Source organism: uncultured Mucilaginibacter sp. (assembly GCF_913773635.1).
GTDB lineage: Bacteria > Bacteroidota > Bacteroidia > Sphingobacteriales > Sphingobacteriaceae > Mucilaginibacter.
Genome location: NZ_CAJYGQ010000013.1, coordinates 106,200 through 128,303, shown reverse-complemented (window position 1 = coordinate 128,303; position 22,104 = coordinate 106,200). Strand labels below are relative to the sequence as shown.

19 protein-coding genes and 4 tRNA genes are annotated in these 22,104 nt (G+C 39.5%); 4 read left to right on the top strand and 19 right to left on the bottom strand.

Going from position 1 to position 22,104, the window contains the following annotated elements:
• The first annotated feature begins 21 nt into the window (after nucleotides 1-21).
• The gene (locus tag QZ407_RS16085; protein ID WP_295772894.1) at nucleotides 22-2,169 is read left to right on the top strand and encodes an FUSC family membrane protein; all 2,148 of its coding nucleotides are present in this window, start codon (nucleotides 22-24) and stop codon (nucleotides 2,167-2,169) included.
• A 144-nt stretch (nucleotides 2,170-2,313) separates the two neighbouring features.
• Here QZ407_RS16085 and QZ407_RS16080 read toward each other — a convergent pair.
• The 3 genes from QZ407_RS16080 to QZ407_RS16070 form a co-directional block, all read right to left on the bottom strand.
• A tRNA-Lys gene (locus QZ407_RS16080) sits at nucleotides 2,314-2,386 on the bottom strand.
• Between the two features lie 123 nt (nucleotides 2,387-2,509).
• A tRNA-Lys gene (locus QZ407_RS16075) sits at nucleotides 2,510-2,582 on the bottom strand.
• 110 nt (nucleotides 2,583-2,692) lie between these two features.
• Nucleotides 2,693-3,697 carry a YCF48-related protein gene (locus tag QZ407_RS16070; protein ID WP_295772892.1) on the bottom strand — a complete coding sequence of 335 codons (1,005 nt, stop codon included), beginning with the start codon at nucleotides 3,695-3,697 and terminating at the stop codon, nucleotides 2,693-2,695.
• Nucleotides 3,698-3,896: 199 nt separating this feature from the next.
• Between QZ407_RS16070 and QZ407_RS16065 the strand changes: the two genes are divergently transcribed.
• Together QZ407_RS16065 and QZ407_RS16060 are read left to right on the top strand one after the other, a co-directional pair.
• Nucleotides 3,897-3,980 (top strand) — tRNA-Leu (locus QZ407_RS16065).
• A 45-nt stretch (nucleotides 3,981-4,025) separates the two neighbouring features.
• Nucleotides 4,026-4,109, top strand: a tRNA-Leu gene (locus QZ407_RS16060).
• A 40-nt stretch (nucleotides 4,110-4,149) separates the two neighbouring features.
• Here the strand turns inward: QZ407_RS16060 and QZ407_RS16055 are convergent.
• Nucleotides 4,150-4,476, bottom strand: coding sequence for a hypothetical protein (locus QZ407_RS16055; RefSeq protein ID WP_295772890.1), 327 nt, complete (start codon nucleotides 4,474-4,476; stop codon nucleotides 4,150-4,152).
• 102 nt (nucleotides 4,477-4,578) lie between these two features.
• Here QZ407_RS16055 and QZ407_RS16050 point away from each other — a divergent pair, with 102 nt between their 5' ends.
• Nucleotides 4,579-4,950: a hypothetical protein gene (locus tag QZ407_RS16050; protein WP_295772889.1), complete on the top strand. Its 372-nt coding sequence runs from the start codon at nucleotides 4,579-4,581 to the stop codon at nucleotides 4,948-4,950.
• Here the strand turns inward: QZ407_RS16050 and QZ407_RS16045 are convergent.
• From QZ407_RS16045 to QZ407_RS15975, 15 genes are all read right to left on the bottom strand, one after another.
• Nucleotides 4,947-5,402: a hypothetical protein gene (locus QZ407_RS16045; protein ID WP_295772887.1), complete on the bottom strand. Its 456-nt coding sequence runs from the start codon at nucleotides 5,400-5,402 to the stop codon at nucleotides 4,947-4,949. The genes QZ407_RS16050 and QZ407_RS16045 overlap by 4 nt on opposite strands.
• Before the next feature lie 244 nt (nucleotides 5,403-5,646).
• The gene (locus QZ407_RS16040; RefSeq protein WP_295772885.1) at nucleotides 5,647-6,111 is read right to left on the bottom strand and encodes a glucosaminidase domain-containing protein; all 465 of its coding nucleotides are present in this window, start codon (nucleotides 6,109-6,111) and stop codon (nucleotides 5,647-5,649) included.
• A 35-nt stretch (nucleotides 6,112-6,146) separates the two neighbouring features.
• Nucleotides 6,147-6,341: a hypothetical protein gene (locus QZ407_RS16035; RefSeq protein WP_295772883.1), complete on the bottom strand. Its 195-nt coding sequence runs from the start codon at nucleotides 6,339-6,341 to the stop codon at nucleotides 6,147-6,149.
• Nucleotides 6,334-7,701 carry a hypothetical protein gene (locus QZ407_RS16030; RefSeq protein WP_295772881.1) on the bottom strand — a complete coding sequence of 456 codons (1,368 nt, stop codon included), beginning with the start codon at nucleotides 7,699-7,701 and terminating at the stop codon, nucleotides 6,334-6,336. The genes QZ407_RS16035 and QZ407_RS16030 overlap by 8 nt, the downstream gene beginning before the upstream one ends.
• Entirely contained in the window at nucleotides 7,702-8,709 is a 1,008-nt protein-coding gene (locus tag QZ407_RS16025) for a hypothetical protein (RefSeq protein WP_295772879.1), read from the bottom strand.
• Entirely contained in the window at nucleotides 8,709-10,211 is a 1,503-nt protein-coding gene (locus QZ407_RS16020; RefSeq protein ID WP_295772877.1) for a hypothetical protein, read from the bottom strand. Before QZ407_RS16020 ends, QZ407_RS16025 begins: the two co-directional genes overlap by 1 nt.
• Before the next feature lie 2 nt (nucleotides 10,212-10,213).
• Entirely contained in the window at nucleotides 10,214-10,834 is a 621-nt protein-coding gene (locus QZ407_RS16015; RefSeq protein ID WP_295772875.1) for a hypothetical protein, read from the bottom strand.
• A 34-nt stretch (nucleotides 10,835-10,868) separates the two neighbouring features.
• The gene (locus tag QZ407_RS16010; protein ID WP_295772872.1) at nucleotides 10,869-12,146 is read right to left on the bottom strand and encodes a hypothetical protein; all 1,278 of its coding nucleotides are present in this window, start codon (nucleotides 12,144-12,146) and stop codon (nucleotides 10,869-10,871) included.
• A gap of 101 nt (nucleotides 12,147-12,247) precedes the next feature.
• Nucleotides 12,248-12,844 carry a hypothetical protein gene (locus tag QZ407_RS16005; protein WP_295772871.1) on the bottom strand — a complete coding sequence of 199 codons (597 nt, stop codon included), beginning with the start codon at nucleotides 12,842-12,844 and terminating at the stop codon, nucleotides 12,248-12,250.
• 119 nt (nucleotides 12,845-12,963) lie between these two features.
• A complete protein-coding gene (locus tag QZ407_RS16000) occupies nucleotides 12,964-14,196 on the bottom strand; it encodes a hypothetical protein (RefSeq protein WP_295772870.1) in 1,233 nt (410 codons plus the stop codon).
• A 176-nt stretch (nucleotides 14,197-14,372) separates the two neighbouring features.
• On the bottom strand, nucleotides 14,373-15,578 hold the full coding sequence (locus QZ407_RS15995; RefSeq protein WP_295772868.1) for a head maturation protease, ClpP-related: 1,206 nt from the start codon (nucleotides 15,576-15,578) through the stop codon (nucleotides 14,373-14,375).
• Between the two features lie 220 nt (nucleotides 15,579-15,798).
• Nucleotides 15,799-16,053, bottom strand: coding sequence for a hypothetical protein (locus QZ407_RS15990; protein WP_295772866.1), 255 nt, complete (start codon nucleotides 16,051-16,053; stop codon nucleotides 15,799-15,801).
• 68 nt (nucleotides 16,054-16,121) lie between these two features.
• Entirely contained in the window at nucleotides 16,122-18,662 is a 2,541-nt protein-coding gene (locus QZ407_RS15985) for a hypothetical protein (RefSeq protein ID WP_295772864.1), read from the bottom strand.
• A gap of 624 nt (nucleotides 18,663-19,286) precedes the next feature.
• Nucleotides 19,287-19,961, bottom strand: a complete 675-nt coding sequence (locus tag QZ407_RS15980; RefSeq protein WP_295772862.1) for a hypothetical protein — start codon at nucleotides 19,959-19,961, stop codon at nucleotides 19,287-19,289.
• Nucleotides 19,962-20,034: 73 nt separating this feature from the next.
• Nucleotides 20,035-22,053 (bottom strand): hypothetical protein, encoded by a 2,019-nt coding sequence (locus QZ407_RS15975; protein WP_295772860.1) that lies wholly within the window; start codon nucleotides 22,051-22,053, stop codon nucleotides 20,035-20,037.
• Between the last annotated feature and the right edge of the window lie 51 nt (nucleotides 22,054-22,104).

Here is a 22,104-nt window from a genome sequence, read left to right as displayed (position 1 = left end):
AAATGCGTATTTTTGCAAGACATGAAGTGGCTACCTGTTAAACAAAATATAGCATTTTTTCTTTCCAGTGAATTTTTTACCGATGCACTGCGTACAACTATAAGCATATTATTACCCGCCTGGATTTTATTTAGTTTAGGGAAGCCCGATGTTGCCGTAGCAGTAGGGGTGGGTACGTTGCTTACCAGCCTTACAGACAGCTCGGGCACCTATCATGATAAAAGGGCAGTATCACTGGTTAGTATATTGCTTTTCTTTTTTGTTGCCTTAATAACATCTTATACATGGCAATATCCCTGGTTAATGGGTAGCGTGCTATTTGTATTTTGTTTTACGCTTTCTATGCTTACCACTTTAGGCAACCGCTTTGCCATGGTTGGCACTACGGCTATTGCGTTAAGTATATTTATTAACGGACTAAAACCTCAAAACGGATTTGAGTTTAGTGCTTACATACTAACCGGAGGAGTTTGTTATTATTTGGTAACGCTTGTACATGCCTGGCTATGGCCATTCAGATCATTACGCCAGGCGGTAGCAGAATGCCTCAAAACTACAGCAATGTACATGAGTGCACGTACGGCATTCTACAACCCCCATGTACTGTTAGAAAAAGCTTACCAGCAAATTATACCATTTCATACCCTTGTAAACGAAAAGCATGAGGCTGTACGCGATTTACTACTGCGCGATAAGCTCGCCATGCGTCCTGACAACCCAAACGGGCAGCGGCTTTTAAAAATAGCTACGTTAGTGATTGACTTATACGAACGCATCACAACTGTTCATTTTGATTACCGGTATTTTCGTAATGAATTTGAAACCAGTGGAGCACCTGAAGTGATTAGCCGTTTTATTGACATAATGGCTCAGCAACTGGAGCAAGCCGGCAATGCTGTATATCAAGGAAAGCAAATAAAATCAGATGTGCATGCCAATGAACTGCAATATTTAAGACGCAGGCTGCAATACATCCTCGAAAAGGAGAGTGACCGTAACAGGAGGTTGCTGCAACAACTCGAAAGCAATATAAATGACATAGAGTCACGCATACAAGCGCTGTCATTAACGGTTGTAAATGAAGAGGCAGTTTACATAGCAGATGACGAAGTGTTGAACTATCCTGAATTCATTTCGAATAGTCCACGCATGGTGCAGCAATTTAAGTCGCACTTACATTGGCGGTCGCCATTGTTTAGGTTTTCATTAAGATTGGCTATTGCTTGTTTGTTTGGTTATGTGCTTACACAAACGCTGCCACTTGGCTACTATAGTTACTGGATTATGCTTACCGTTGTGGTTGTAATGAAACCTGCATTCAGTATAACCACACAACGTAACCGGCAAAGGTTAATAGGTACGCTCGCGGGTGTTGCCGCGGGATTCTTGATTATTACTCTTGTAAAAAACGGAACTGCATTACTTGTATTGTCGTTGGTATTCTTACTTGGATTTTTTACATATGCACGTAGCCGCTACCTTATTGGTGTTTTGTTTATAACGCCGATGGTAATAATCTGCTTGCACATTTATAGCGGCGGAAAGTTCATATTTATTATTGAGCGTATTTACGACACTCTTATAGGCTGCGGAATTGCTTTTGCTGCCTCATACCTTTTTCCGGTTTGGGAGCGATACAATGTAACCAACTATGTATACAATGTGCTTGAGGCTAATTATGCATATCTTGAGGCTTATTATAAAAAAATATCGGGTGAGCAAATCAGCTTTAACCATTATAAGCTTCTACGTAAAAACGTTTACATGCGCCTGGCCGATTTCTCTGCTGCATTTAAGCGTCTTTTAAGTGAGCCCAATAAAAAGAGCATCCCGATTGACGATCTGGAAAGCTTTCAGGCACTTAATCATCAGCTTTACGGTAATGTTGCTTCTTTATCATTACAAAGTTTTCAGAATAAAGAGATTAATTCTGATAATGCTCAAGCTGCTTTGGCGGCAGAAGCCCTGAACAAACTCAAAAGCTGTCTCAATACATTAAAACAGCTGCCTTCTAATGATGATTTGGCTTATTCCTTTGAAAACAATAGTCATAACAAGAACTATCTATCTAACGAAGAACATGAACAGCTTCAGTCGGTGATTTCGGCAATATCGCAGTTGCAGGAGCTTACCAAAGATATTGCAGAATGCACTCAAGGAAGTTTATAAACTTTAAGGACTGGCAGGTATAATTTAGTTAAGGAACGGAAAAGTGGAATATCAGTCGAACACTCGGAAAGGTGTCTGTATACGTTATTATTTAAAGAAGGAAAACGTTAAAATAAGAAAGGCGCAATTTCTTGCGCCTTTCAGTGATCCCGCTGGGACTCGAACCCAGGACCCCAACATTAAAAGTGTTATGCTCTACCGGCTGAGCTACGGAATCGTTTTCTATTTTAAACTTAACACCCGGTTGGTTAAGCTATACTTTATCATCTGATATTTACTCAGCCTTATGCATCTTTTTAAGTTTTTAAAAGCCTTCCGACAAAGTGCGGAAGGCTTTCAGTGATCCCGCTGGGACTCGAACCCAGGACCCCAACATTAAAAGTGTTATGCTCTACCGGCTGAGCTACGGAATCAACTTATTCGTTTCCGATAAAGTGGTGCAAATATAGGGCTTATTGCCTTTGCCTGCAAAAGTTTTTTAATAAAATTTAAATATTAAATTAATCGTTTAGTAATCAGAAATTTAAAATTTCACAATACCTATACAACCCTTATCACCAGCCAAAATTATTAGATTTCCGCGCCCGGAATTCTGACACACATTGTAGCTTGCCGCGTCAAATTGTTTCCAATTAGCTCCTCCATCAATACTAATATGGCTACCGGCAACACCGGTTGATATGAAGGTCTGATTTTTTATAAACGTAACACATGACTGATAACCAACAGGAAGGGTTTTAGGCAACATAAAAGCTGCTTCACTCTTCGTTGATGTATTGAAGCAAACTGTTGAATCAGCAATTTTAAAGCGTTCATAGTTTCCACCTACAATTACCTCAATGCCATTTCCGGTTGCATAGGAAAAAGCTCCTTGAGTAGTCTGACCGTGCGCCAGGGGTACATCTTTTACCTGAACGCGTTCCTTACTTATGGAAAACTTACGTGCGTTGCTACCACCGGTTACTACGACGAGTATTTTAGTGCTTTTACTATAAGATATAGATGTCCCGCTTGCAGCAAAAGCTGCTTCACCAGGCAGCGCAGGCAGTTTGGTTTTGTTTTCAAACCATGTGTTGCCTCCGTCCATGGTTTCGAGTAATAAAAACCTTCCATTAATCGGGTCGCCCATGCAAAAGCCATGTTTGCGATTTATGAATGCCATTCCGTCCAAAAAGTATGATGTATTGCTTTGAAAGAATACCTGACGCCAATTAACGCCTCCATCGGTTGTTTTTAGTATAACTGCTGGTGTGCCCGAACTCATAATGATGGCTTCTTTTGATGAAAAGGCTTCAATGTCCCTAAAATCATAAGTTTCGTAACCATTTAGTTGTTGCCATGACCATGATTTTCCACCATTTGTGCTGATTGCAACATTTCCATTGCTTGCGCTAAGCCACGCCACGTTATTATTAACTGCACACAAGCCTCTAATGCTGCAGTTTTTAGTGGCTATAATTGGCATAACAGTTTGTGCACAGCTTAAAGTTGTTAACAACACACATAAGGCAGCAACAATAATTCTCATAAATTTAAGATAAAGCCAAATTTAGATATTTGTTTTCTCACGATTAGAGCATAAAACTTTGCTTTATTGGCTATTCTGATACTTTAGGCCTATTCGGGAGAATTTTGTAATTTGTTAATAGCAATTAGTAGAATCTACTATATTTGCAGCCTTAATAATTGACTGGGGTATCGAAATATAGACAGCACCTCATAAGTCAGCCCAGGTGGCGAAATTGGTAAACGTTGCGGTCTCAGAAGCCGTTGAGAATTGTCTCTTGAGAGTTCGAGTCTCTCCCTGGGCACACCAAAATTTATATAACTAATAGTTTCTATTAGTAAACACATGAGCCCAGGTGGCGAAATTGGTAGACGCACCATCTTGAGGGGGTGGCATCCGTAAGGTTGTACGAGTTCGAATCTCGTCTTGGGCACATTTCATGATGAAGGCGACTAAAATAGTCGCCTTCATCATTATAATAAATCAGGATCTGTTCCGCCGGTGTTAGGTGACGTTATTTTACTTAATGAAAATGTAACTTCACCATCTTGTTCTGTGCCTTTAATTATGCCTTTATCAAAAAGTCCGTTTAAAACTTGCTCAGCCTGACGATGAAGGGTTTGAGGTGCTTCTGATGGTTCATATTCAGTCAGTTTAGCTGCAACATCTGGAGCGGTACCTTGCCCAAGTTGAGCTAAAGCATATAATACCTTGTCGTGCCATTCAGCAGAAGCATCATAGCTTTCTGGAGGTGCAACAGGTTTAAACTCTTCGTTGAATGATTGGTCTGCCTTGTTCATGACTTATTAACATTATCAACTGCTATTTGTTCAATACCATTCTATACATAAATTTAAACGAGATTTTTTGCAGCACCGTGATTAAAAAATTATACTTGCGATATGATCAAAGCTTACAGACTTTATACGGGCGCTGACAGCCATTCATATTTTGAACCAGGAAACGTTTCAGAAGCTGTTATAACAAAGGCAGAATCAATTCGATTTCAAGAATCCCCTCCAGGTTCCGTTTATGATTGGCATCCCGCACCGACAACTCAGTTTGTTATAAATCTTAAGGGCACTCTTGAATTTACAACCTTCAAACAAGAGGTTTTTGTGTTGAAACCAGGAGAGATATTAATAGCGCAAGATATGACAGGAAGCGGTCATAAGTGGAGATTATTAGGTGACGATCCCTGGCAACGTGCATATGTGGTTTTTGATGAGAATACAAATGTTAATTTTACCTCTGAGAATTTAGCGGATGTTTAAATTACTTTACTTTTAAATTCATGCTGGTAATACCATTCCATAACATATGCTCCATCTTTCCAATCTAACTTACCGTCTGACGCTAATTGTGAGATAAGTACGGATAGATTATGCAATGTTGCGTTTCTAAGGTTTCCATCCATTAATTTTAACTGCTCAATTGCACAACTTACAACTTCATTTGCGTTTGCGCTGTTGGAACATGTATCAGCTAATTTGAGTTGAGTGAGTAGTATTGGCAATTTTTCTCTTAAAATTTGTTTTATACGGTCATCAATATGCCCAGGAATAACTGCTGTTAGCAAATCTGCTATGGGTGACTCAACAAAAATCTTTAAGTTTTCAGTAACAACTACTCCAATATGCAATGCTGATTTGATTTCAGAAGGAATGCGGTCAAATAACGCTTTAATTTGTTTCCAAATTTTCTTTAACCAGGAAGTAAAACTCATGTTTTTCGATTTTTTAAGGAGTGATAAATTTTAAGAAAATAGTTTGACGTCCTTATCAGCATAGATAAGGCCGATAAGCATGCAACGAAACATCCGGCGCAAGTTGAAATTGAAGCAATCAACTTGAGCGATTCGTCTGTAAGTATTAAGGTTTTAACTGCAATCAAGTAACTTGTTGCAGCTGACACTATCCCAATTTGAGGGTTATAATTTAGGTAGTTGTAAAGATACCTGGCGCTTTCTCTCATGAGTCAAATTTTTTAAGGTCATATTTGCTGATTAAAGCCACAAGTTTGTTTGCATAATTGGGATCCGTAGCATAACCAGCTTTTAAAAATGCTAAGGCTTGTTCTTCCGGAGATACGGAAGTGAAAACTCCGTAAATAGTATATCTCTTGTTAACCTGTAAAAACTTTATTCGATCAGCAAAGCCATCTATTATTGAAGGGTAGGAGCGAAATGGTTGCTTAATTTTGATTGCTATGCCGTTTTGATATTCTGTGGTAAAGTAATGGACTGAATTGCCAGTCCACATCTTAGTTGATTTTATACCAAAGTAATTATTGTGAAGCATTGCCAATTTAGATTTTCCTGCGTTACTCTCTAAGATTGCTTGGGCGATCATAAGTGAAGGGAAAAGTTTTGTATTTGTACAAGACTTTTTGACTTCATGACTAATTTTTTTGATAAATTCTTTTATTGTTGACATACTACTTAAAGTGCCTAAGGTGGATTTGATAGGCGTTATTTTGGGTACAATCTGTAATGAATGATTTTGGTTGCGTTGCCTCTTATGTCATTTAGTCCAATTGAAATTCCTTTAAACCCCAAAGCATTTTCAATAAACTGTTTACGATCGGTTGATACAGCTATGCCCTTGAAGCCCGAACTATATTGCAGGTTTTGCGTTCGGGAAGAGCTTATACTTACGCTATTCATATCTATTTGATAAAGTTACCCGCAACTGGATCCAGATCGCATTTACCGGCGCCGTGTTACCGTTACTATTAAACAAGTGACTACCGTTTCCGATCCCAAGATTATCATAAAAAGGTTTTGTATTCCACTCGAAACTTAAATACTCACCTGGAGAAACCAAAGGCGTAGAGGTCCAGTCGGAGCTTACTGATGGCATTGCTGGATTGTCCGTCCAACGCATCTCATAGCTTAAGCGGTCAGGATTGCCAGATGCATTAGAATTATCAGTTGATTTCAAAGATGAGTCAGGTACATTTTTATTGGATGGCTGTTCTGGAGGTACACTTTTATTAAAAAGGAAGAAGCCATTATAATTAATGTTTTGAATTTGTACCACATTGGAGCTGACCATAATTGGTGTCGAGGTGATGCTGCCGGTTTTCTTACCCGAAGCAAGAGCTAGATCTGTGCCGTTTATGATTAAATCCGGAGCGCCATCAGACATGCTTATGCTCCCATTAAGCCATTCAGGCGCGACTTTGGAACTTAACGATTTTGCATATAATGTTCCACCAATGTTGTTGATACCATCGCTGGCAGCACCAATATGTGGGCTTTCATCATTGAGAGTAAAATCCAACGCTGATGGATTATTAAATCCCGGTGCCTTATTGAATGAAGATTGAAAGTAATCTGGGTAAGTCTGTCTAAATGTATCTAAGCTCATCCATTGCCCTGATGGTGTAACTCTAATACGCCCCATTACATTGCAGTAAGATAGGTTTGATGGTTGAATAGTTGCTAGATTTGCAAGGGTTATATCAGTATTTGAATTAAAATAACAACTTGTAAAGTATGTATTTTGCCCACTTAATGGAACGTCTATAAATATGGAAGATAAAAACTGTAATACTGCACTTATGCTGTTTATACTTATAAACTTGGATCTTAATACGGAGCTTGTTGCAGATTGTATAATTTGATTACACGTAAAGAAGGTACATTCTGAAACGTTTCCACGTAAATTCACAGTTCCCATATCTCGAATCAAAATATTACTAACGCTCATTAATCCAGCGTTAGCATTAAAACTAAAAGTAGTTGTACCCGATCCCTTTATAACAACGTTTCCATCACCTATCATACTGGAGCCGTCCAAGACTTTTGTGCTTCCCGCCCAACCTTCCTCGTAGGTTCCTGTTCCTATGATTATTCTTACAGGAGCTGCGTTAGCCAGGTTGGTTATAGCATTTCTAACACCTAAAAGCGTTTGCTTTGGTTTATCAGGTGTAAAGCCGTCATTATTATCATTTCCAGCTTTACTTACGTAGAAGTTTATAACGCCGGCACCTCCTGGGTTGACTCTAAAATTATGTTCCATTTATAAAAGTTTAATGTTTACGGCAGCTAATGCGACCGTTGTGTTGGGAAAATCTATCCGCCATATTATCCATCCGGCTCGGATTTTTAGAGATCCACTAAATGGTAAAGTAATTTGTTCGAAAACTTTTCCACCATCCGTGCTGTAGCGCAACAAGTTTACACCATCGCCTATAGCTTCCGATATCACTACATCATTTTGAAAATAATCTTTGTAGAAGCGAACTGGTTGTGGAAAGCTCAGTGTAAAGTCTTTAGTGACACCAGAAAGTTTTTCTTTATCTGCATTTGTAAATACATTAGTGTCCAAATTCCTCTCATAGGCAGCTTTTATTTGCTGATCGCTTAGAGCCGTATTCAGCAAGTCTGGATCTGATATTTTTACGTAAGTGGCACTAGAACCGGTAGAAATCGCTTGGTACAATGCCCATTTTCCGTCTCCGTCATTAGTTACAAACGCCTGAAACGGTAATCTTGAAACGTTAAAAGCATTTCTTTCAGTTAAGCTTGAAAAGCTCTTTTGAACTGGACTTCCAACGAATGCATCGGCAATTTTTTTCAGGGTGTCAAATTGCGGATTCACATCGTCTTTAATTGAATTTATAGCATTACTAATCGCGCTATTTCTATCAGCAATTTCCTGATCGTGAAGTAAACGTACAGCTCTTTCTGAAGGGTAATTTGTTGGTGTTGCCTGAGTCAAAGAAGATACAGTTTGAACCTTATTAATTTTATCTTCTTTGTCCGACACGTCTGAAACTGCATTAACCACCGCCCAGCCGTCCATGAGATCATTAATTCTCGCTTTGTTCTTTAAGCGATAGTCTTTGTCTTCGCTTCTGACGTACACCCGTGTTACATGTTCTTTTAGTTGATCTAACTTGTTTGTAAAATCCGACAATAGCGTGCTTAAGTTGGCAGTCACCCTGTTGCCGCCCCTTACAGATTCAGCATCTACATATGCTAAATTAGGGTTGTTGTGTTTACGTTCGTCTCCTGCGTATAACATTATAAAAATGAAAGTTTAGAGTTAGTAAATGCGTTTGTAGCATTAGAGCGGGCAACTATGACATTTTGGTTGATGCCAGCGTTATTGACTATAGTTACTTGTGATAGAAATCTAAATGCCGTAAAGTACGCTTCTGCATCATTATAAACCACAGACGTGAATTGGCCAAACGCGCTGTCATAAACATAGTAGACGTATTCACCTGGTCCAGAATTTACTGAATTGAAAGTGCGTGAGCGCCCATCTTGAAATGTGCCCTTATTGTACTCTGATTCAATATCAGCGGCAGTTAGTGTCTCTTTTGTCGAATAGAAAAGAACTCCTCTGCCTTTAAAACTAATAGTACAGTTGTCGGAAGTGCTGTCATCTCCACGCGCTAGTATAACTTGTGAACCAGATACTATTAATCCACTTTTGGGTTTACGTAACACTATCATATCGGTACGGTTTGTACTGATAGAGGAAACGGCCAGAGCCCTTGATGTCTCACCAGCTAAAGGGAGTTCATTTCCAAATGTTGAGCTTTCGGCAGACAGTGGTTTGGCTTGCGATGCATTTGGTACTGGATAACTGTATGTGGCAACCAAGTCTGCTTTAACGCCCTTATCAACAACCAACGCTTTTGAGTTTGAAGTTGGTGTAGAGTATGAGGTCAAGCCGTCATTTTTCCAAAGCTTCCATTGCGCACTTATACTGGGACTTACTAAGGATTTACTTTCGAGATCAAGGGTTAGCTTGTTGTTAACTATCGTTAAGCCTGATCCGATATCAGAAGACTGTAATCCTCTCTGTGAAAAAATCTCATTGATTGCTGAAACTAAATCATTTTTTTGAGAAGTATTTAATGAGGATAGATTGCCCAAGCCTTCAATTTCCTGGGTCATGCTTTTTCCAATTCCCCAGTCTCCGTTTGTTTTTGGGCCAAATATCGTCCAGCTAAATGAATTAATATAAAAATCTCCGTCAGAACCAACCGATTGATTCATTGGGTTTATGGTTCCGTGTAGTATAGATTTTCCGTTTATACCCGGAATTCCTTGCTCTCCTCTTGGCCCGGGCCCACCGGGGGGGCCATTAAGCATAGAGAACGCCTTACGCCAACCATCGGCTTGTTTATCGTAGAATTCTCCTGTACTAGTGTTAATGTAGGTATCATTAATACTACCTGTATTATTCAACGGGGTTGAGTCACCAAATAAAACTTGTCCACCAGATGGCTGATTTGCGGTGAAAGTATACGCAGTGACCCACGTACCATTTCGCTTTTGGTAAAATGTGCCGTCAGCTATATTTAAAGACACATCCTGGTTTTTACCCACATTGTTTTGAGGTAGCGCGTTTACAAAAGTAATAGTATTGCCGGTTTGTATATTTGACGCGATGTAAGAGAGAAGACTTGAGAATGCGTATTGATAGTCTGTATCGCCTTTAACTAATATGCTGGTGTCGTCGCCAGTTATTTGTTGAGTAAGCTCAAGCTCGCTAAGTTTTTTATCTGGCATTTTTAAAATAAACTATCGTAAGCAAAATAATTATCAATCTCAGGTACGCCTGTTGGGGCATTATAGCTGGTGTGGTCAACGCCGCGTATCCTCGGACCAGATTGCCTAGAGCTTTTATTTTTTTCGTTGTAGCGCCATAGGGGATAATCAATTTGATTGTCTATTAAAAATTTCTCCACTTCATTGGCATGAGCATTGGCAACACTACGTTGCTGTTGAACCAACTTTATCTGGTCTTGAGTGTTTACCGGCTGCGCGTTGTCATATTGTTTAATGACAGGGCCGGTTGCAGTGTAGTGAACTCCATTGCCTTCAATAAAGCGGGCAAAGGTGAAGTACACCAACGTTGGTGCAATGCCCTCATAAGCAATTAAATTGCCGTAACCATCAGTATATTCGCCTCCGTTAAAAAGCTTTTTGTAAACCTGAGGTGCATCGTTTTTAATTAACCCATCTGTATCAAAATATTTTAGCAATTGATAATATAGAGGATAACCTAAAAACGGTTTCAGGTCAAGTTCCTGGGCTTTTCTTATAAAAACTGTAAGGCGTTCTGGCTTTATATTTATAGAGATATCCTCAAATTGCTGAAAGGTCTCAGCGGTAATAAGCAAGGAAGTCATGATGAAAATGTTTAAAGTTGATGAAAGAGGCAGGTTATTGCGTAACCATTGCCGTTGCCTCGGCTTGTTTAAAGCCGTAAGCATATGTTAAAATGGCAATCTTGTTTTCCTCAGGTAACGAAGACATTAAAATTTGATTGATGCTACTTCCTGACTTCATACCCGCACTATCGTCAGCAACGTTGCCAGGTACAGGTAAAATGTTCCAATTTCCGGATACATTAAGCTGCTGATGAAAGTTGCCGAATAGCTCAGAGAATATTTCACTCAGTTCCTGCCTGTCCGGAGCTGTGTTATCATTAAACTCACGTATAGCTTCTTTCTTCTCACCTCCGTTGCTCAATCCCGATGCCTTTTCTGCGTTGATAAGTTCTTTAGGTACTGAAAATCCTTTGATGATACGAGCCTCTACCGATCGTTCTGTCGTTTCAAACAGCTTATCGTTGTTTTGAATAGCGTAAGGTTTAAAATCCGGCTTTGAGGCTTCATCCTCGTATTCAATTACAATGATTTTTTGGGCACTTTTTGTGCCCTGAAAGCTTCCTAAATCTTTTTCAAATTGCGACGGCGTATTTCTGATAGCTGCATCCGGAGAATTGTTGTCCGCTTCTTCGCGTCGCGATTGCATAAAAAGCATTGTCGATGGCAGAAAGCCAGTTGTAACTTCGCGATTGTTGAAGGTTTTGATACCGGCTTCAGTTTCGAAATCCTCCCAAACACTGTCCGCCTCAATCAATGGATAATCATCAACTTCTGGATTGAAGTAATAAAGCTGGCCACAATAGTATTCCCAGCCACCTGCCTTTAATATTTGTCTATCGATCACATCTGGATCCGGGTTATACTGATCAATGAATGTGATTTTTGAGCGCATAATATGCTTCCAGCTTTTGCGGCCCCAATCATTGTAAATAGCATATTTCCCGGCTGTATCAGCATTGTCTGTATCGCCTATGCGTATGTCTTCAAACTTCACGTAATGGGCTGATGCTATTTGGTAATTGGCATTATAATTTACATGAATACCAAATCCATTAAATAAGGCTTTGTCGGTAGCTACAGCTTTAAGTAATTTGGTAAGGGTAAGCCCTTTAGTATTCACAACTCGTTTGCCAAGCTCTTTGTCTTCAAAACCGTTTCCTCCTATAAATTTTGCACGCTTATTCCAGCAGTCTTTAGCTGTTGGCGATGCTGCAACCAGTTCGAGCATACGTTGCGGGTAGGCGTTATCTACATCATAATTAAGTATGCCAAAAGTTTGATTAGGTCGTACTCTTATTCTCCGTTCTATTTGTGGTAAATAGGATTTCATTAAAATTTAAGTTGTAGGTTGTGAGTTGCAGGTTGTGTGCAGGCAGTTTGTACAAATGCTTAAGGATAGCTTACAGCCTGCAACACGCAACCTGCAACTAATTACTCAGTGTCTTCAGTTAATTCATTTAAAGCAGTTATGGTGCTTGCATAACTGGCTGTGCCTGATAGAGGCGCAATTACTACGGCGCGTGGTGGATAAGGCTCGCGCAACTTTTCGGGATTAGTTAATTTTAGTTTGTATCCACCTTCCATGCCCTCATCAGCAGCATTGCGTTCAGCTTCGGTAAGGATGAGGCCGTTTACGGCACCAAATAATTCTACTGCCGAATTGCTGTCTCTGTAGTTATTAATAACTACGGCCTTTACACGGCCATAGCCCATGGCACGCAGTTGTGCTTTAATTTCAACCGACAGACCTGCAATATTGAAATCAATCTCTTCGGTGTAGCGTGGTCCAACCTGCGTTTTTGCCAGTTTAGACATGGCATTGAAACTGTTATTGGTACCCTGAAACTTGTATAGTTTTCCACCGTTTACAGGCGTAAGTTTATCAATTGTTAACGGATTAGTTGTACTGTATTGAATTGTTATATCATCCTCGTTAAATATGTATATAACATCCTCAATACCTGATGTTACGGGCGAGGCTGAGCTAAGGCTGAAGCCTTCGGTAATTTTGCTGAAAATTGTTGGCATATATAAAATGTGGTTAATTGTAGGTGTAATGTGCAGATATGCTAGTGACGTGTTTGCCCGACATCAAAGGAGTAAAAGGATAGAGCAAACCGGTAACGGCATATCTGCTCATTTAGATATTATACGGTTGCTGGCAGATAAGGCGCCAGGTAGAAAAGTTCGTTTGCAAACTTAAAGTTAACAGCTGCCTTCATGCGTGCTTTCATACGCACAACATTATCGTTGGTATAAGGCTTCATGTAAACGGTAGATAGTTCGCTTTGATCTCCCAACAAATCAACGCCTAAAAACAGGTTTGATGAGCGTGCACCTAAAATGGTATTTGCCTGCCAGTGGTTCATGAGTTGCAAAGGCAAACCAAGGTAATCCATCTTCTTTTTGTCGGTAAATGCATTGAGAACATTGGTGGCATTGTTAGCCTGTGCCTGAGCGTACGCATAACCAACATGTAGCGGAATTTGAAGATTGAAGTCTTCCTGGCTACGATCGGCCGGGTCAAGCTGTGAGTAAACGCTGTTTAATACACCCAATACGTTGCCGGCATTAATAAAGCTGATTGAGCCTGATGCAATTGCAGTGCCTGCGAAAGTTGCAGCTTTGCGGCTGTTAATTGCATGATAATTGCGAATTAACTTAAAGGTTGTAGCGCTCTCAATTTTTATAAAGTACGATTGGTTTAAAAGATCTACCCCGGTTCCGCCGTTTGTTGTATCTTTAAGTGAGCTGGAGTTTGTTGCAGTAAATGTTATAACATCTCCATCATTAAGCGCGGCAGTGCTTGATAAGGTTACTACACCGGTTGTGCTGATGCCTGATACTGACATAGATGTAGCACCTTTGTTTAAGCCAACGCGGTATGTTCCTGCAGTTTCTGCAATACGCGGAATTAATCCTTTAAACGGGTCAGAGAATACTGCTTCGGGTGTAGCGTCTTTACCCAGCCAATACAAACGCTCATTTGCTATTTGTATTTTGGTCAGATAGCGCTGAACCATAAAGTCTGACAGATCAACCACGCCTTCATAATCACTAAAGGCACCAGGTGCAAGACGTTGAGATTCCCATGATTCGGCAAGTTTATCCCATTGTTCCTGTTTCATAAACTCGTAAACAACAGGGTCAAGGTAGGTTTCGGTTTGTTGGGTTGTTGTGCCCTGATCAGTGAATATGCCCGACGGATTTTGCAGTTTTACATCGTCGTCTACATCTAAAATAATTTTCCTTGATTTAACATCGTTTACAACAGTGAGTAAACCGCGTTTTACAGAATCGGCCTCGAGCAATGTGCTGGCCATAAACCCTGCCAGTGCTTCGCCGGCGTAGGTGTTGTTTGTGAAAGTGAATTTAGCCATATGTATAATCCTCCGGCCCCCTAAAGGGAGGATTTTTGAGAATGTAAGTAGCTTTTACTAGGGATAAAAGTTGCCCTTATTGAGCTGAATGGTTAGGAAGATGTATAGGCTTCGAAAACATGCATATTTAGTTATGCCTTAGTTTTTGAGTAAGTGAAGCCGGTTGGAAGGATATATTATTTTACCTCACTCACGGCTTGTTTAACCGCGTTTTTAGCAATTTCAGACTGAGGTGCGAAAAACGCCTGACTCTCTGCTTTGGCTTTACTGCTACGTTTAGAACCATCAGGGATAAAAGTTGACTTGATTTCGTTTTTGATCTCGTAATGGCTTTGTTTTAAACGGGCCTGAGCATTTTGCAAGGTTGTGCGGGCTTCTATTAATAAAGCGTTTTGAGCGTGTAGTTTAGCCTTTAAAGCAGCAATTTGGTTTTTTACCTGGTAAGGTTTAAAATTGTTTTTGTTTGCCGGCAATTCTTCCTCCTCCTCATCTTCGTTTTGAATTTCGGGGGCGGCGTCCAGTTTTTTTACCTTGCCTTTTTCAATGCAAAGTTGCTTCCCGTCGGCAGTGGTATAAACGTCATCTACAGCCGGAGTGCTTAGCTCTTCATCCTGGTATACCTCGGTTTCGCGGTCAAGCTCGCCTGTATGATGTAGTGCTCCTTTGTCGGTCATGGTTTGTTTGTTCATTACCTTTTTAAAAAAATTCATCATCTTATCTAAAACCGATGTAGTTTTTTCGATGAGGTCATTGTTGTGCATGTTCATTTGCTGTTTTGGTGAATTATTATGATTAACTAAAATTTTATTTATGCAGCGCTGGTATACTGCAGGAGCAGAGCCGGTACATTTCATCAGTATTGCGCTGTTAGTAATACTGGTTTTATAGTCTTCAATACGATCAATAAATCCTAATGCCAGGGCTTGGTCGGCAGTCATCCAAGTAACGGCGTTAATGAGGCTGTTTATGGTAACATCGTCTAACCCGGTTTTATCGGTATAAATTTGTGCCAGGCGTTGCTGTACTGTATTAAGCATTTGTACGTCTTTTAACAATTCATCGGCATTGCCGCCGCTGCCTGCCATTGGCTTATGAATCATGAGCAGTGCGTACTTGCTCATTACAATCTCCTGCCCCGCCATGGCAACCACCGATGCTGCTGAGGCTGCCAATGCATCAATATAAGTTATAACCCGGCCATCATACTTTTTAAGCAAATCGTAAATGGCAATAGCATCGAAAGCTGACCCTCCGGCCGAACTGATATGGAGCTCAACGTCCTGACCGGCAGCCTGTACCAATTGTTGCTGCAAGTAAGCAGATGACAGGCTGCCCGAACCAATACCGTCTTGCTCGGTATCATATAAATAAATTTTGTACATGTTGAAATGGCTTGTATTAGATGCAGTTGAACTTTTGAGTTCTTGTGCAATTAGATAATTGGTTATTTGCCGCTATGCGGATATGGAAATAAATTTAGTGAGCGGAGCCTTGCAGATATTTAAGGTGCTATTAAGTTGATTAGTGAGCACCATAATCTTGAATCGAAGCCTATGATGTTGGTGCCGATTGGCATAATTCAAAGGTGCAAAAATTATTTAATCATAATGGTGACACAACCTTGTCAGTACTGGAAAAACTATTTATAGCCCGCCATATAGTACGCTCATCCTTATTGAATTGACCTTGCGCTTCGAACACTGCTTTATTTTTGCTTATGCCACGGGTTTGCATTTGTACTACTACCCACAAATAAATTTCACGATAGGTAAAAATTTTTGAACTGATGAATCCTGCTTTAAACATTTGGCTTAGCGCACCGTTTTCAAAAAGTTGGTTAGCGATTTTGATATCCATAAGTATAGGGGTTATAATTATTATATGAGCATGTAGAAAGCTCAAGCAGCTTATGTAAAAGTTTGTGCTTAAAGATTAACCCGGTTAACTGTTTGGGCTAATATGTTTTGCTGGTGATTTACATCTTTAACGTCAACGTAAATAGGAGGGAAGTTGTTGAGCATTTGATAAGCCAGGGTGTTGGCCAAATCTTTCTGATCGTTTACGGGTTGGCTGTAATACCGGCTGGCGTTACCGCCATCAGTGAACACCCCACCTATGGCATAACCACTGCCTGCGTTAGGTACCGAAAAATCGCGACCACCGTACGCCACATTTATAGCGCTAACCATGTTGCGTGCCCACGGGTTACGCATGGCCTCGCTTACAACAACTGCCTCACCCGAGCGCAAATAGGCGTTTGTGTTATCTGTGCGGCTATAACCGGGTAATACAGCACCCCGGCCATCAGATATAAATTGTCCGCCTTGAGCCATGCCAGGTTTTTGCTTAGCAATTTCGGCAATTGATGTTGCACCCTGCACTGCCATAAACGCAGCCTGAGCTATACCCAACGCCTGACCAATAAATGGAATACCTGAATAAGCCTTTAGCGATTCCATTATAGACTGTTTGGTACTTATAATAGTATCAGCAATTGAAGTTGCTTTTTTGGCTAAAAATGCTGCTTTATAAATTGCTGAGTCTTTCTTAGTATTTTTCAATACAGCATCAATTAGCTTATCACCAGCATGTATTCTTGATGAAGTAAGCTTATCTTCCAAGTCCGCTTTTTGCTTAGCGTATTTAGCTTCTATTGACGTGGTCTCTTTGCCTTTGGCCTCTGCTGCGTTTTTTGCTACGTCATGCTGTAATTTTAATAGTTCCTGCTCTTTCTTTATTGCAGCTGATTCATGACCGCCCTCACGTTCATTTGCAATACTTTCTTGAAGTTTTGTTTCTTTTATACCTAAGTCTTGTTTATCAAAATTGTCATTAATTTCCTTCGAATCAGTTTCATGTTTGGCTTTGAAATCATTTAACAGTCCGGATGCATCATTGTATATTTTTTGCGCTTCAGATTGTTGCTTTTTTAAACTTTCTATTTGCAGCTTAGATGTTGCTGTTAATGGCGCTGCCTCAAGTTCAGTTAGTTTAATGCCTGCATTCAGGATTATTTCATCATTTTTTTGCTTGATGTCTTCAATTTTTTTCTTTTTTTCATTGTACTCTTCATCCAGTTGGGCTTGTGCCTGCTGCCTTGCAGTCATTCCAATGTTTTTAAGTTCCTTATGATATCCGTCAAGCGTTTTACTATCTTCCTCTCTGAATTTTTTATTGATGGCCTCTATGGAAGCTACATGTTCCTTTTCAATTTGCTCAATTGTTTGTTTATGGCCTTTGTACTTATTTTTTAGTTGCTGAAAATGAGCGTCGGTATCTGATATTTCTTTAGCAAAACCTTGAAGAATATTTTGAGCCATGCGAGCTTTTGATTCGATCAACTCATTCTTAGCCTCATCACTTAGTTTTTTTACGTCTTCATTATGTTTTCGTCTTTTATCCAAATCCGCTTTTCTCTGTGCTTCGCGTTCCTGCCTCCGCTTTTCATTTGCGTCAGCTCTTTTCTTTGCTTCCTCTTCTTGTTTTTTCTTTTTTTCAGCTTCTGCTTTATCGTGTATGGCCTTCTGTTCTAAAGCTTTATCTGAATTATCAGTAATTGCTTTTTCAACCTTTTTGAAAGCGTCAGTTGTTCCGGTAGCAAGTTGTACCATCCCGCTGGCAAATTTTTTGAAATCTTTGTTAATTAAACCCTCGTACATAACACCGAAGGCCTTAAGCCTATTCAATATATTATCTTCAATTAATTTACCTAGCTTTTTTAGCCCTTCAACAGGGTTGGTGAACGCCTCTACAATAGCTAATTTAAATTTTGAAATATTTTCTTTGACAGTGTTGACAACCACGCCTAAACCAGCCAGAAATTGACGAAATTGCTCTATTCCTTTTGGGCTTTTTGTGAAATACTCCATTATTGACTCCAAAACCAGTAGCAGAAGACCAAAGCCGGTTGTTTTTATTGCACCACCTACACTTTGGAAGCCGGTTTTAACGTGGGCCAATCCGTCTTTCATAGCGTTGAATCCCTTTGATGCATCTTCAATTGTTGATGCGAACCCAGGTCCAAAGGATTTTCCATACTCCATCAAATCTGATAGCGTTCCTTTCGCAGCACCAATAGATGCCTTGTAATAATCAAATACTTCACGGCTTTTTCCAACTGCAACTTCCTGATCGGCTATAGCTTTGTTAAGGTGACCGATTTTTGTGTTTAAGTTTTCAACACCTTTAGAGTTGTCACCCTCTTTTTTTGAAAGCTCTTCATACTGCTTTGTGAGTTCTGCCAATAAGGCTTTATTTTGCTGTAAAGAACCTTTAGATAGTTCGATTATTTTTTTATTGGCCTCCACTTTTGAGCTGTTATCCACTACAGCCTTCTTGTTATCCTCAATGGTTTTATTTAGATCTCTATATTCGATGGAATTTTGTTTAAACTCTAATCCAAGTTCCCTTTGGCGTTTTTTCGCATTTTCAATGGTGATATTAGCATCTTCAATGCTTTTTTTCATTTGCTCCGTCTGATTGATAAATTCAGCGAGCGTATTATCGTTAACATTAAGATTCATATTATGTTTTTATTGCCAATTGGCATATTGTTGGTTAAATAAAAGCCTAAGTTTTTATTTATTTAAAATTATTTTTTGAGGAGTTTTGAATGCACGTTTGGTACTCAAGTAAAAATTATGGTTTGCCCAAGTATATCGTCAATTTCTGATGTACCGATTGGTGTGATGAGTTTAGACAAGACAATCGCAGTTACCTTGGGATTTTTTAAAAGCTCTAGGGTTAACATATACACTTTTACCGTTTTCGAAATGGTCATATTTAAAAACGTAATAGTATCCGGTGTAAAGCCAGTTTTTATTTAAATAGCCTACAACTATTAATATAAGCACGACAACTAAACTTATGAGCCAGTTACGTTTGCGGTTGTTGTGAGAGTTGTTTATAGCATTAAAATGAATTTGGTTTTACCAGGTTTAAAGCTATTTGTAGAGATTTTCATTTTGAAAACATTAAAGATTAAATTTAATTTGCTGTTTTTTGGCCAATAATCTTCTCATTATTGTTGATCATGATCAAAGAAGTCAATGGTTGTGGCGCTGTCTACTTTGTACCAAATTGTATTACTATTAGAGCTTAGTTTTTACTGCTTTTTTTAGTATTGAAGGTTCGCCACCTAAATTAATATCTGCGGGTTTTAAATAATACAAGTCATCAGCATAAACGTAGTTTTCCGGAAGTTTAAAGTCCTGGTCAATTAAGGCCAACTTCATATTTGGTTTAAAACCCAACCATTTTCCTGATAGCTGAACTAAGCTATCTGTTTTCATCATTGCAGTAACACTATCTTTCTTGATACACGAGCCGATGTATGCCGTTTTGTATTTAAAAATCGAGTCTTTTTGAAAACTAAGCGCAGAATAAATCATAACAGGCTTGTTGAATTCGGCACTGGTGTCTAATTCTGCAATTAACCTTTGTTTTTTCCACTCGGGTATATCCATAGTGTTAATCTCTGTAGCATTAATGGGTCTAACTAACCGATAGGTTAAATCTGCTGAGATGTTTTTATTACTTAGCCAAGATGAATCAGTATATATCGGCGTGTTAATATTAACCTTTTTCCAAATACTTTCAGCATGTCTGTTCAGCATAATTGCGACTGTCATCAAGCCAACTATGAAAACAACCGCAAATGGAAACATAGTTTTTGATCTTTCCCAACGATTTCCCCACTTTTCGCGGTAATAAGATACTTTATCTAATTTTTCAAATACCGGATCATCAAAGTCGTATAAACTCATAAAATTTAGGTTGCTAATATTATTGGTAAATATAATATGGCCATTATTTAAAAGCAATAGTGTGTATAAATATTTAGCCTAATTTTATTAGCTCCACTTTAGTACTTTGCCCTTTACGCCAGCTGTCAATTTTGTTGATGTAGTAGTAAGTACCGTCCTGTTGAAGATATATCGGAATTAACAGGTTTAATTCCAGTATATCTCTTGGGGTAAGTAAAAAGTAGCGAACAACTTTTTTCGTTTCGTACAGTATCTTTTCAAGTTCAGGGTAAAACTGTTTCCTTAAATTCTCAAAATGAAGGCTATACTCACCGCCCGCCTTATCAAAGTAGGGTGTACAAATAGCAGTATTTTCAAATTGCTCTGCTCCTGTACCATCAACAAACTTTACCCGTTGATTGCTTGTTAAAGCAACCATGTTGTGTATAAGCAACCGGGGCTGGGTACTTATACTAAAGTCTACTGAATCGGCATCGTTACTTTTATCTATTTTTAAAATTTGAGCGGTGTTTCCGCCTATGTACGGCCTGTTAAGTGTAGGCGCAAACTGGCTTTCAAATAATGTTCCGGTGGCAGGTAGTGTTTTGTCGTTTACAACAATTACCGAATCGGCGGTACCAGGTGGTATGTTGTCGTCTTCCTTATTTTTAAGATAGTTATTTTGAGCATAATTTCCTAATTGAAAGGTGATGTTTTTGCCTTGATCGAGGCACTTGTTGGTCCAATCAACCGCGCATGATATATTATTCACAATATCGCGAAATGAGGCCAATGTAATCATACGCCGGTTAGCATCTGTTTGGCATATAATGCCAAAGCGCTGCAGCGTATCTTTCAGTAAGTCTTTCTGTCCAATATCAGGAAATATACGTTCGCATTGGACCTGGTGCCCATACAGCATATTGCCAGGCTTTTCAGTTACGAGGAAGCGCGCCCCGCTTAACATCACAAAACTGGTGTCTTTTTTAACATCCTGCTCAATGTCCCACCATACACGCAAACTTTCGCCGGTTGTAAGTTTGGTGCTCACGTTAAGCACTTCGTTATTGTAGTTTTTAACGTAACTGAATGTGTAGCCGTTCATCTGCAATACCGCGCCGTTGGAGTCATATGGTTTACTCACTATCACCTCAGGGGCGCCGCCTTTTGTGCTATACTTTTTTACCGATATGGTAACAAGTCCTTTTGTTTTTTTTGACTGGTAGCGTAAATTATATTGTAAGGATACATCTACTTCAACATCTGTTAAGGCTACATAAGCCTTCCCGCCGGCAAATACATTCTGGCCTTTAATAACATTACTAAAAAAGAAATCTTCATTAGCGCCTATCTGTCCGTGTACGTACGATTGATCTCTGGTACTAACAGCTTCTAAAGATAAGTTACTGCTTTTTGAGGAGTCATAGCTGATGCCGTGTTCAAAGTTGTCGTTTGCAAACTGTACAATAAGCTTATCATACAACGGCTGTTTAAGTAAAAAGCTATCTGGATTAATGGTGTACCCTGTTCTTTGTACCATCAATTCAATAAAAGATTTTAAGAAAAATCCGGGCCTAAGATACCTTACATCTATTTCGGGAGTACCGTCAAATTGTTTAGGTAACATACCGTAATCAACTATGGGCCATATCCAACCATAGGTGTGGTTTTGTGACCTTACTACGTTCTGCAGCGTCCAGTTATGCAGGTATTGTTCCCAACCTGAGTTATACCATATACTTTTTGGATCGCCGGTTTCATATATTTTTCCATCAATAGCATCAAAAAAATCAACGTTTCCAGATAGCACCGTTATTGCCGCCGTATTATTTTCAACATTGTTCAGTTCTGCCAGGCCGTAAGGTATAATTTCCATGCCGTCCTGCACTATTTTGGCAGTAAACTGCCTGTAAGGTGCATTGGTACTAAAGGCAATGTCATCGGCAAAACCCAGTATTTTACGGTTATGTTGAGTAAGTGGTATTTTGAATTGATTACTGGTGTTACCCTGCTGGTTTTTTACTTCGGCAAGGTTGTTTATTTGAAAGGTGAGGGCAATCGGACTATCGTCGGTCAAATCAACCAAGATGTCATTCAGAAAAAGTTGGAGCATATAGTTTTAGCTTGGCAGTTGTGTTTAAGCTTATACAAAGCGGGAGAGAAG

Bases quoted from the DNA above. Each gene is read 5' to 3' on its own strand.
- QZ407_RS16005 (WP_295772871.1), bottom strand. From the start codon at position 12,844: ATGCCAACAATTTTCAGCAAAATTACCGAAGGCTTCAGCCTTAGCTCA.
- QZ407_RS16015 (WP_295772875.1), bottom strand. From the start codon at position 10,834: ATGACTTCCTTGCTTATTACCGCTGAGACCTTTCAGCAATTTGAGGAT.
- QZ407_RS16085 (WP_295772894.1), top strand. From the start codon at position 22: ATGAAGTGGCTACCTGTTAAACAAAATATAGCATTTTTTCTTTCCAGT.
- QZ407_RS16035 (WP_295772883.1), bottom strand. From the start codon at position 6,341: ATGAATAGCGTAAGTATAAGCTCTTCCCGAACGCAAAACCTGCAATAT.
- QZ407_RS16020 (WP_295772877.1), bottom strand. From the start codon at position 10,211: ATGCCAGATAAAAAACTTAGCGAGCTTGAGCTTACTCAACAAATAACT.
- QZ407_RS15990 (WP_295772866.1), bottom strand. From the start codon at position 16,053: ATGGATATCAAAATCGCTAACCAACTTTTTGAAAACGGTGCGCTAAGC.
- QZ407_RS16045 (WP_295772887.1), bottom strand. From the start codon at position 5,402: ATGAGTTTTACTTCCTGGTTAAAGAAAATTTGGAAACAAATTAAAGCG.
- QZ407_RS15975 (WP_295772860.1), bottom strand. From the start codon at position 22,053: ATGCTCCAACTTTTTCTGAATGACATCTTGGTTGATTTGACCGACGAT.
- QZ407_RS15985 (WP_295772864.1), bottom strand. From the start codon at position 18,662: ATGAAAAAAAGCATTGAAGATGCTAATATCACCATTGAAAATGCGAAA.
- QZ407_RS16055 (WP_295772890.1), bottom strand. From the start codon at position 4,476: ATGAACAAGGCAGACCAATCATTCAACGAAGAGTTTAAACCTGTTGCA.
- QZ407_RS16070 (WP_295772892.1), bottom strand. From the start codon at position 3,697: ATGAGAATTATTGTTGCTGCCTTATGTGTGTTGTTAACAACTTTAAGC.
- QZ407_RS16000 (WP_295772870.1), bottom strand. From the start codon at position 14,196: ATGGCTAAATTCACTTTCACAAACAACACCTACGCCGGCGAAGCACTG.
- QZ407_RS16050 (WP_295772889.1), top strand. From the start codon at position 4,579: ATGATCAAAGCTTACAGACTTTATACGGGCGCTGACAGCCATTCATAT.
- QZ407_RS16040 (WP_295772885.1), bottom strand. From the start codon at position 6,111: ATGTCAACAATAAAAGAATTTATCAAAAAAATTAGTCATGAAGTCAAA.
- QZ407_RS15980 (WP_295772862.1), bottom strand. From the start codon at position 19,961: ATGAGTTTATACGACTTTGATGATCCGGTATTTGAAAAATTAGATAAA.
- QZ407_RS15995 (WP_295772868.1), bottom strand. From the start codon at position 15,578: ATGTACAAAATTTATTTATATGATACCGAGCAAGACGGTATTGGTTCG.
- QZ407_RS16025 (WP_295772879.1), bottom strand. From the start codon at position 8,709: ATGTTATACGCAGGAGACGAACGTAAACACAACAACCCTAATTTAGCA.
- QZ407_RS16030 (WP_295772881.1), bottom strand. From the start codon at position 7,701: ATGGAACATAATTTTAGAGTCAACCCAGGAGGTGCCGGCGTTATAAAC.
- QZ407_RS16010 (WP_295772872.1), bottom strand. From the start codon at position 12,146: ATGAAATCCTATTTACCACAAATAGAACGGAGAATAAGAGTACGACCT.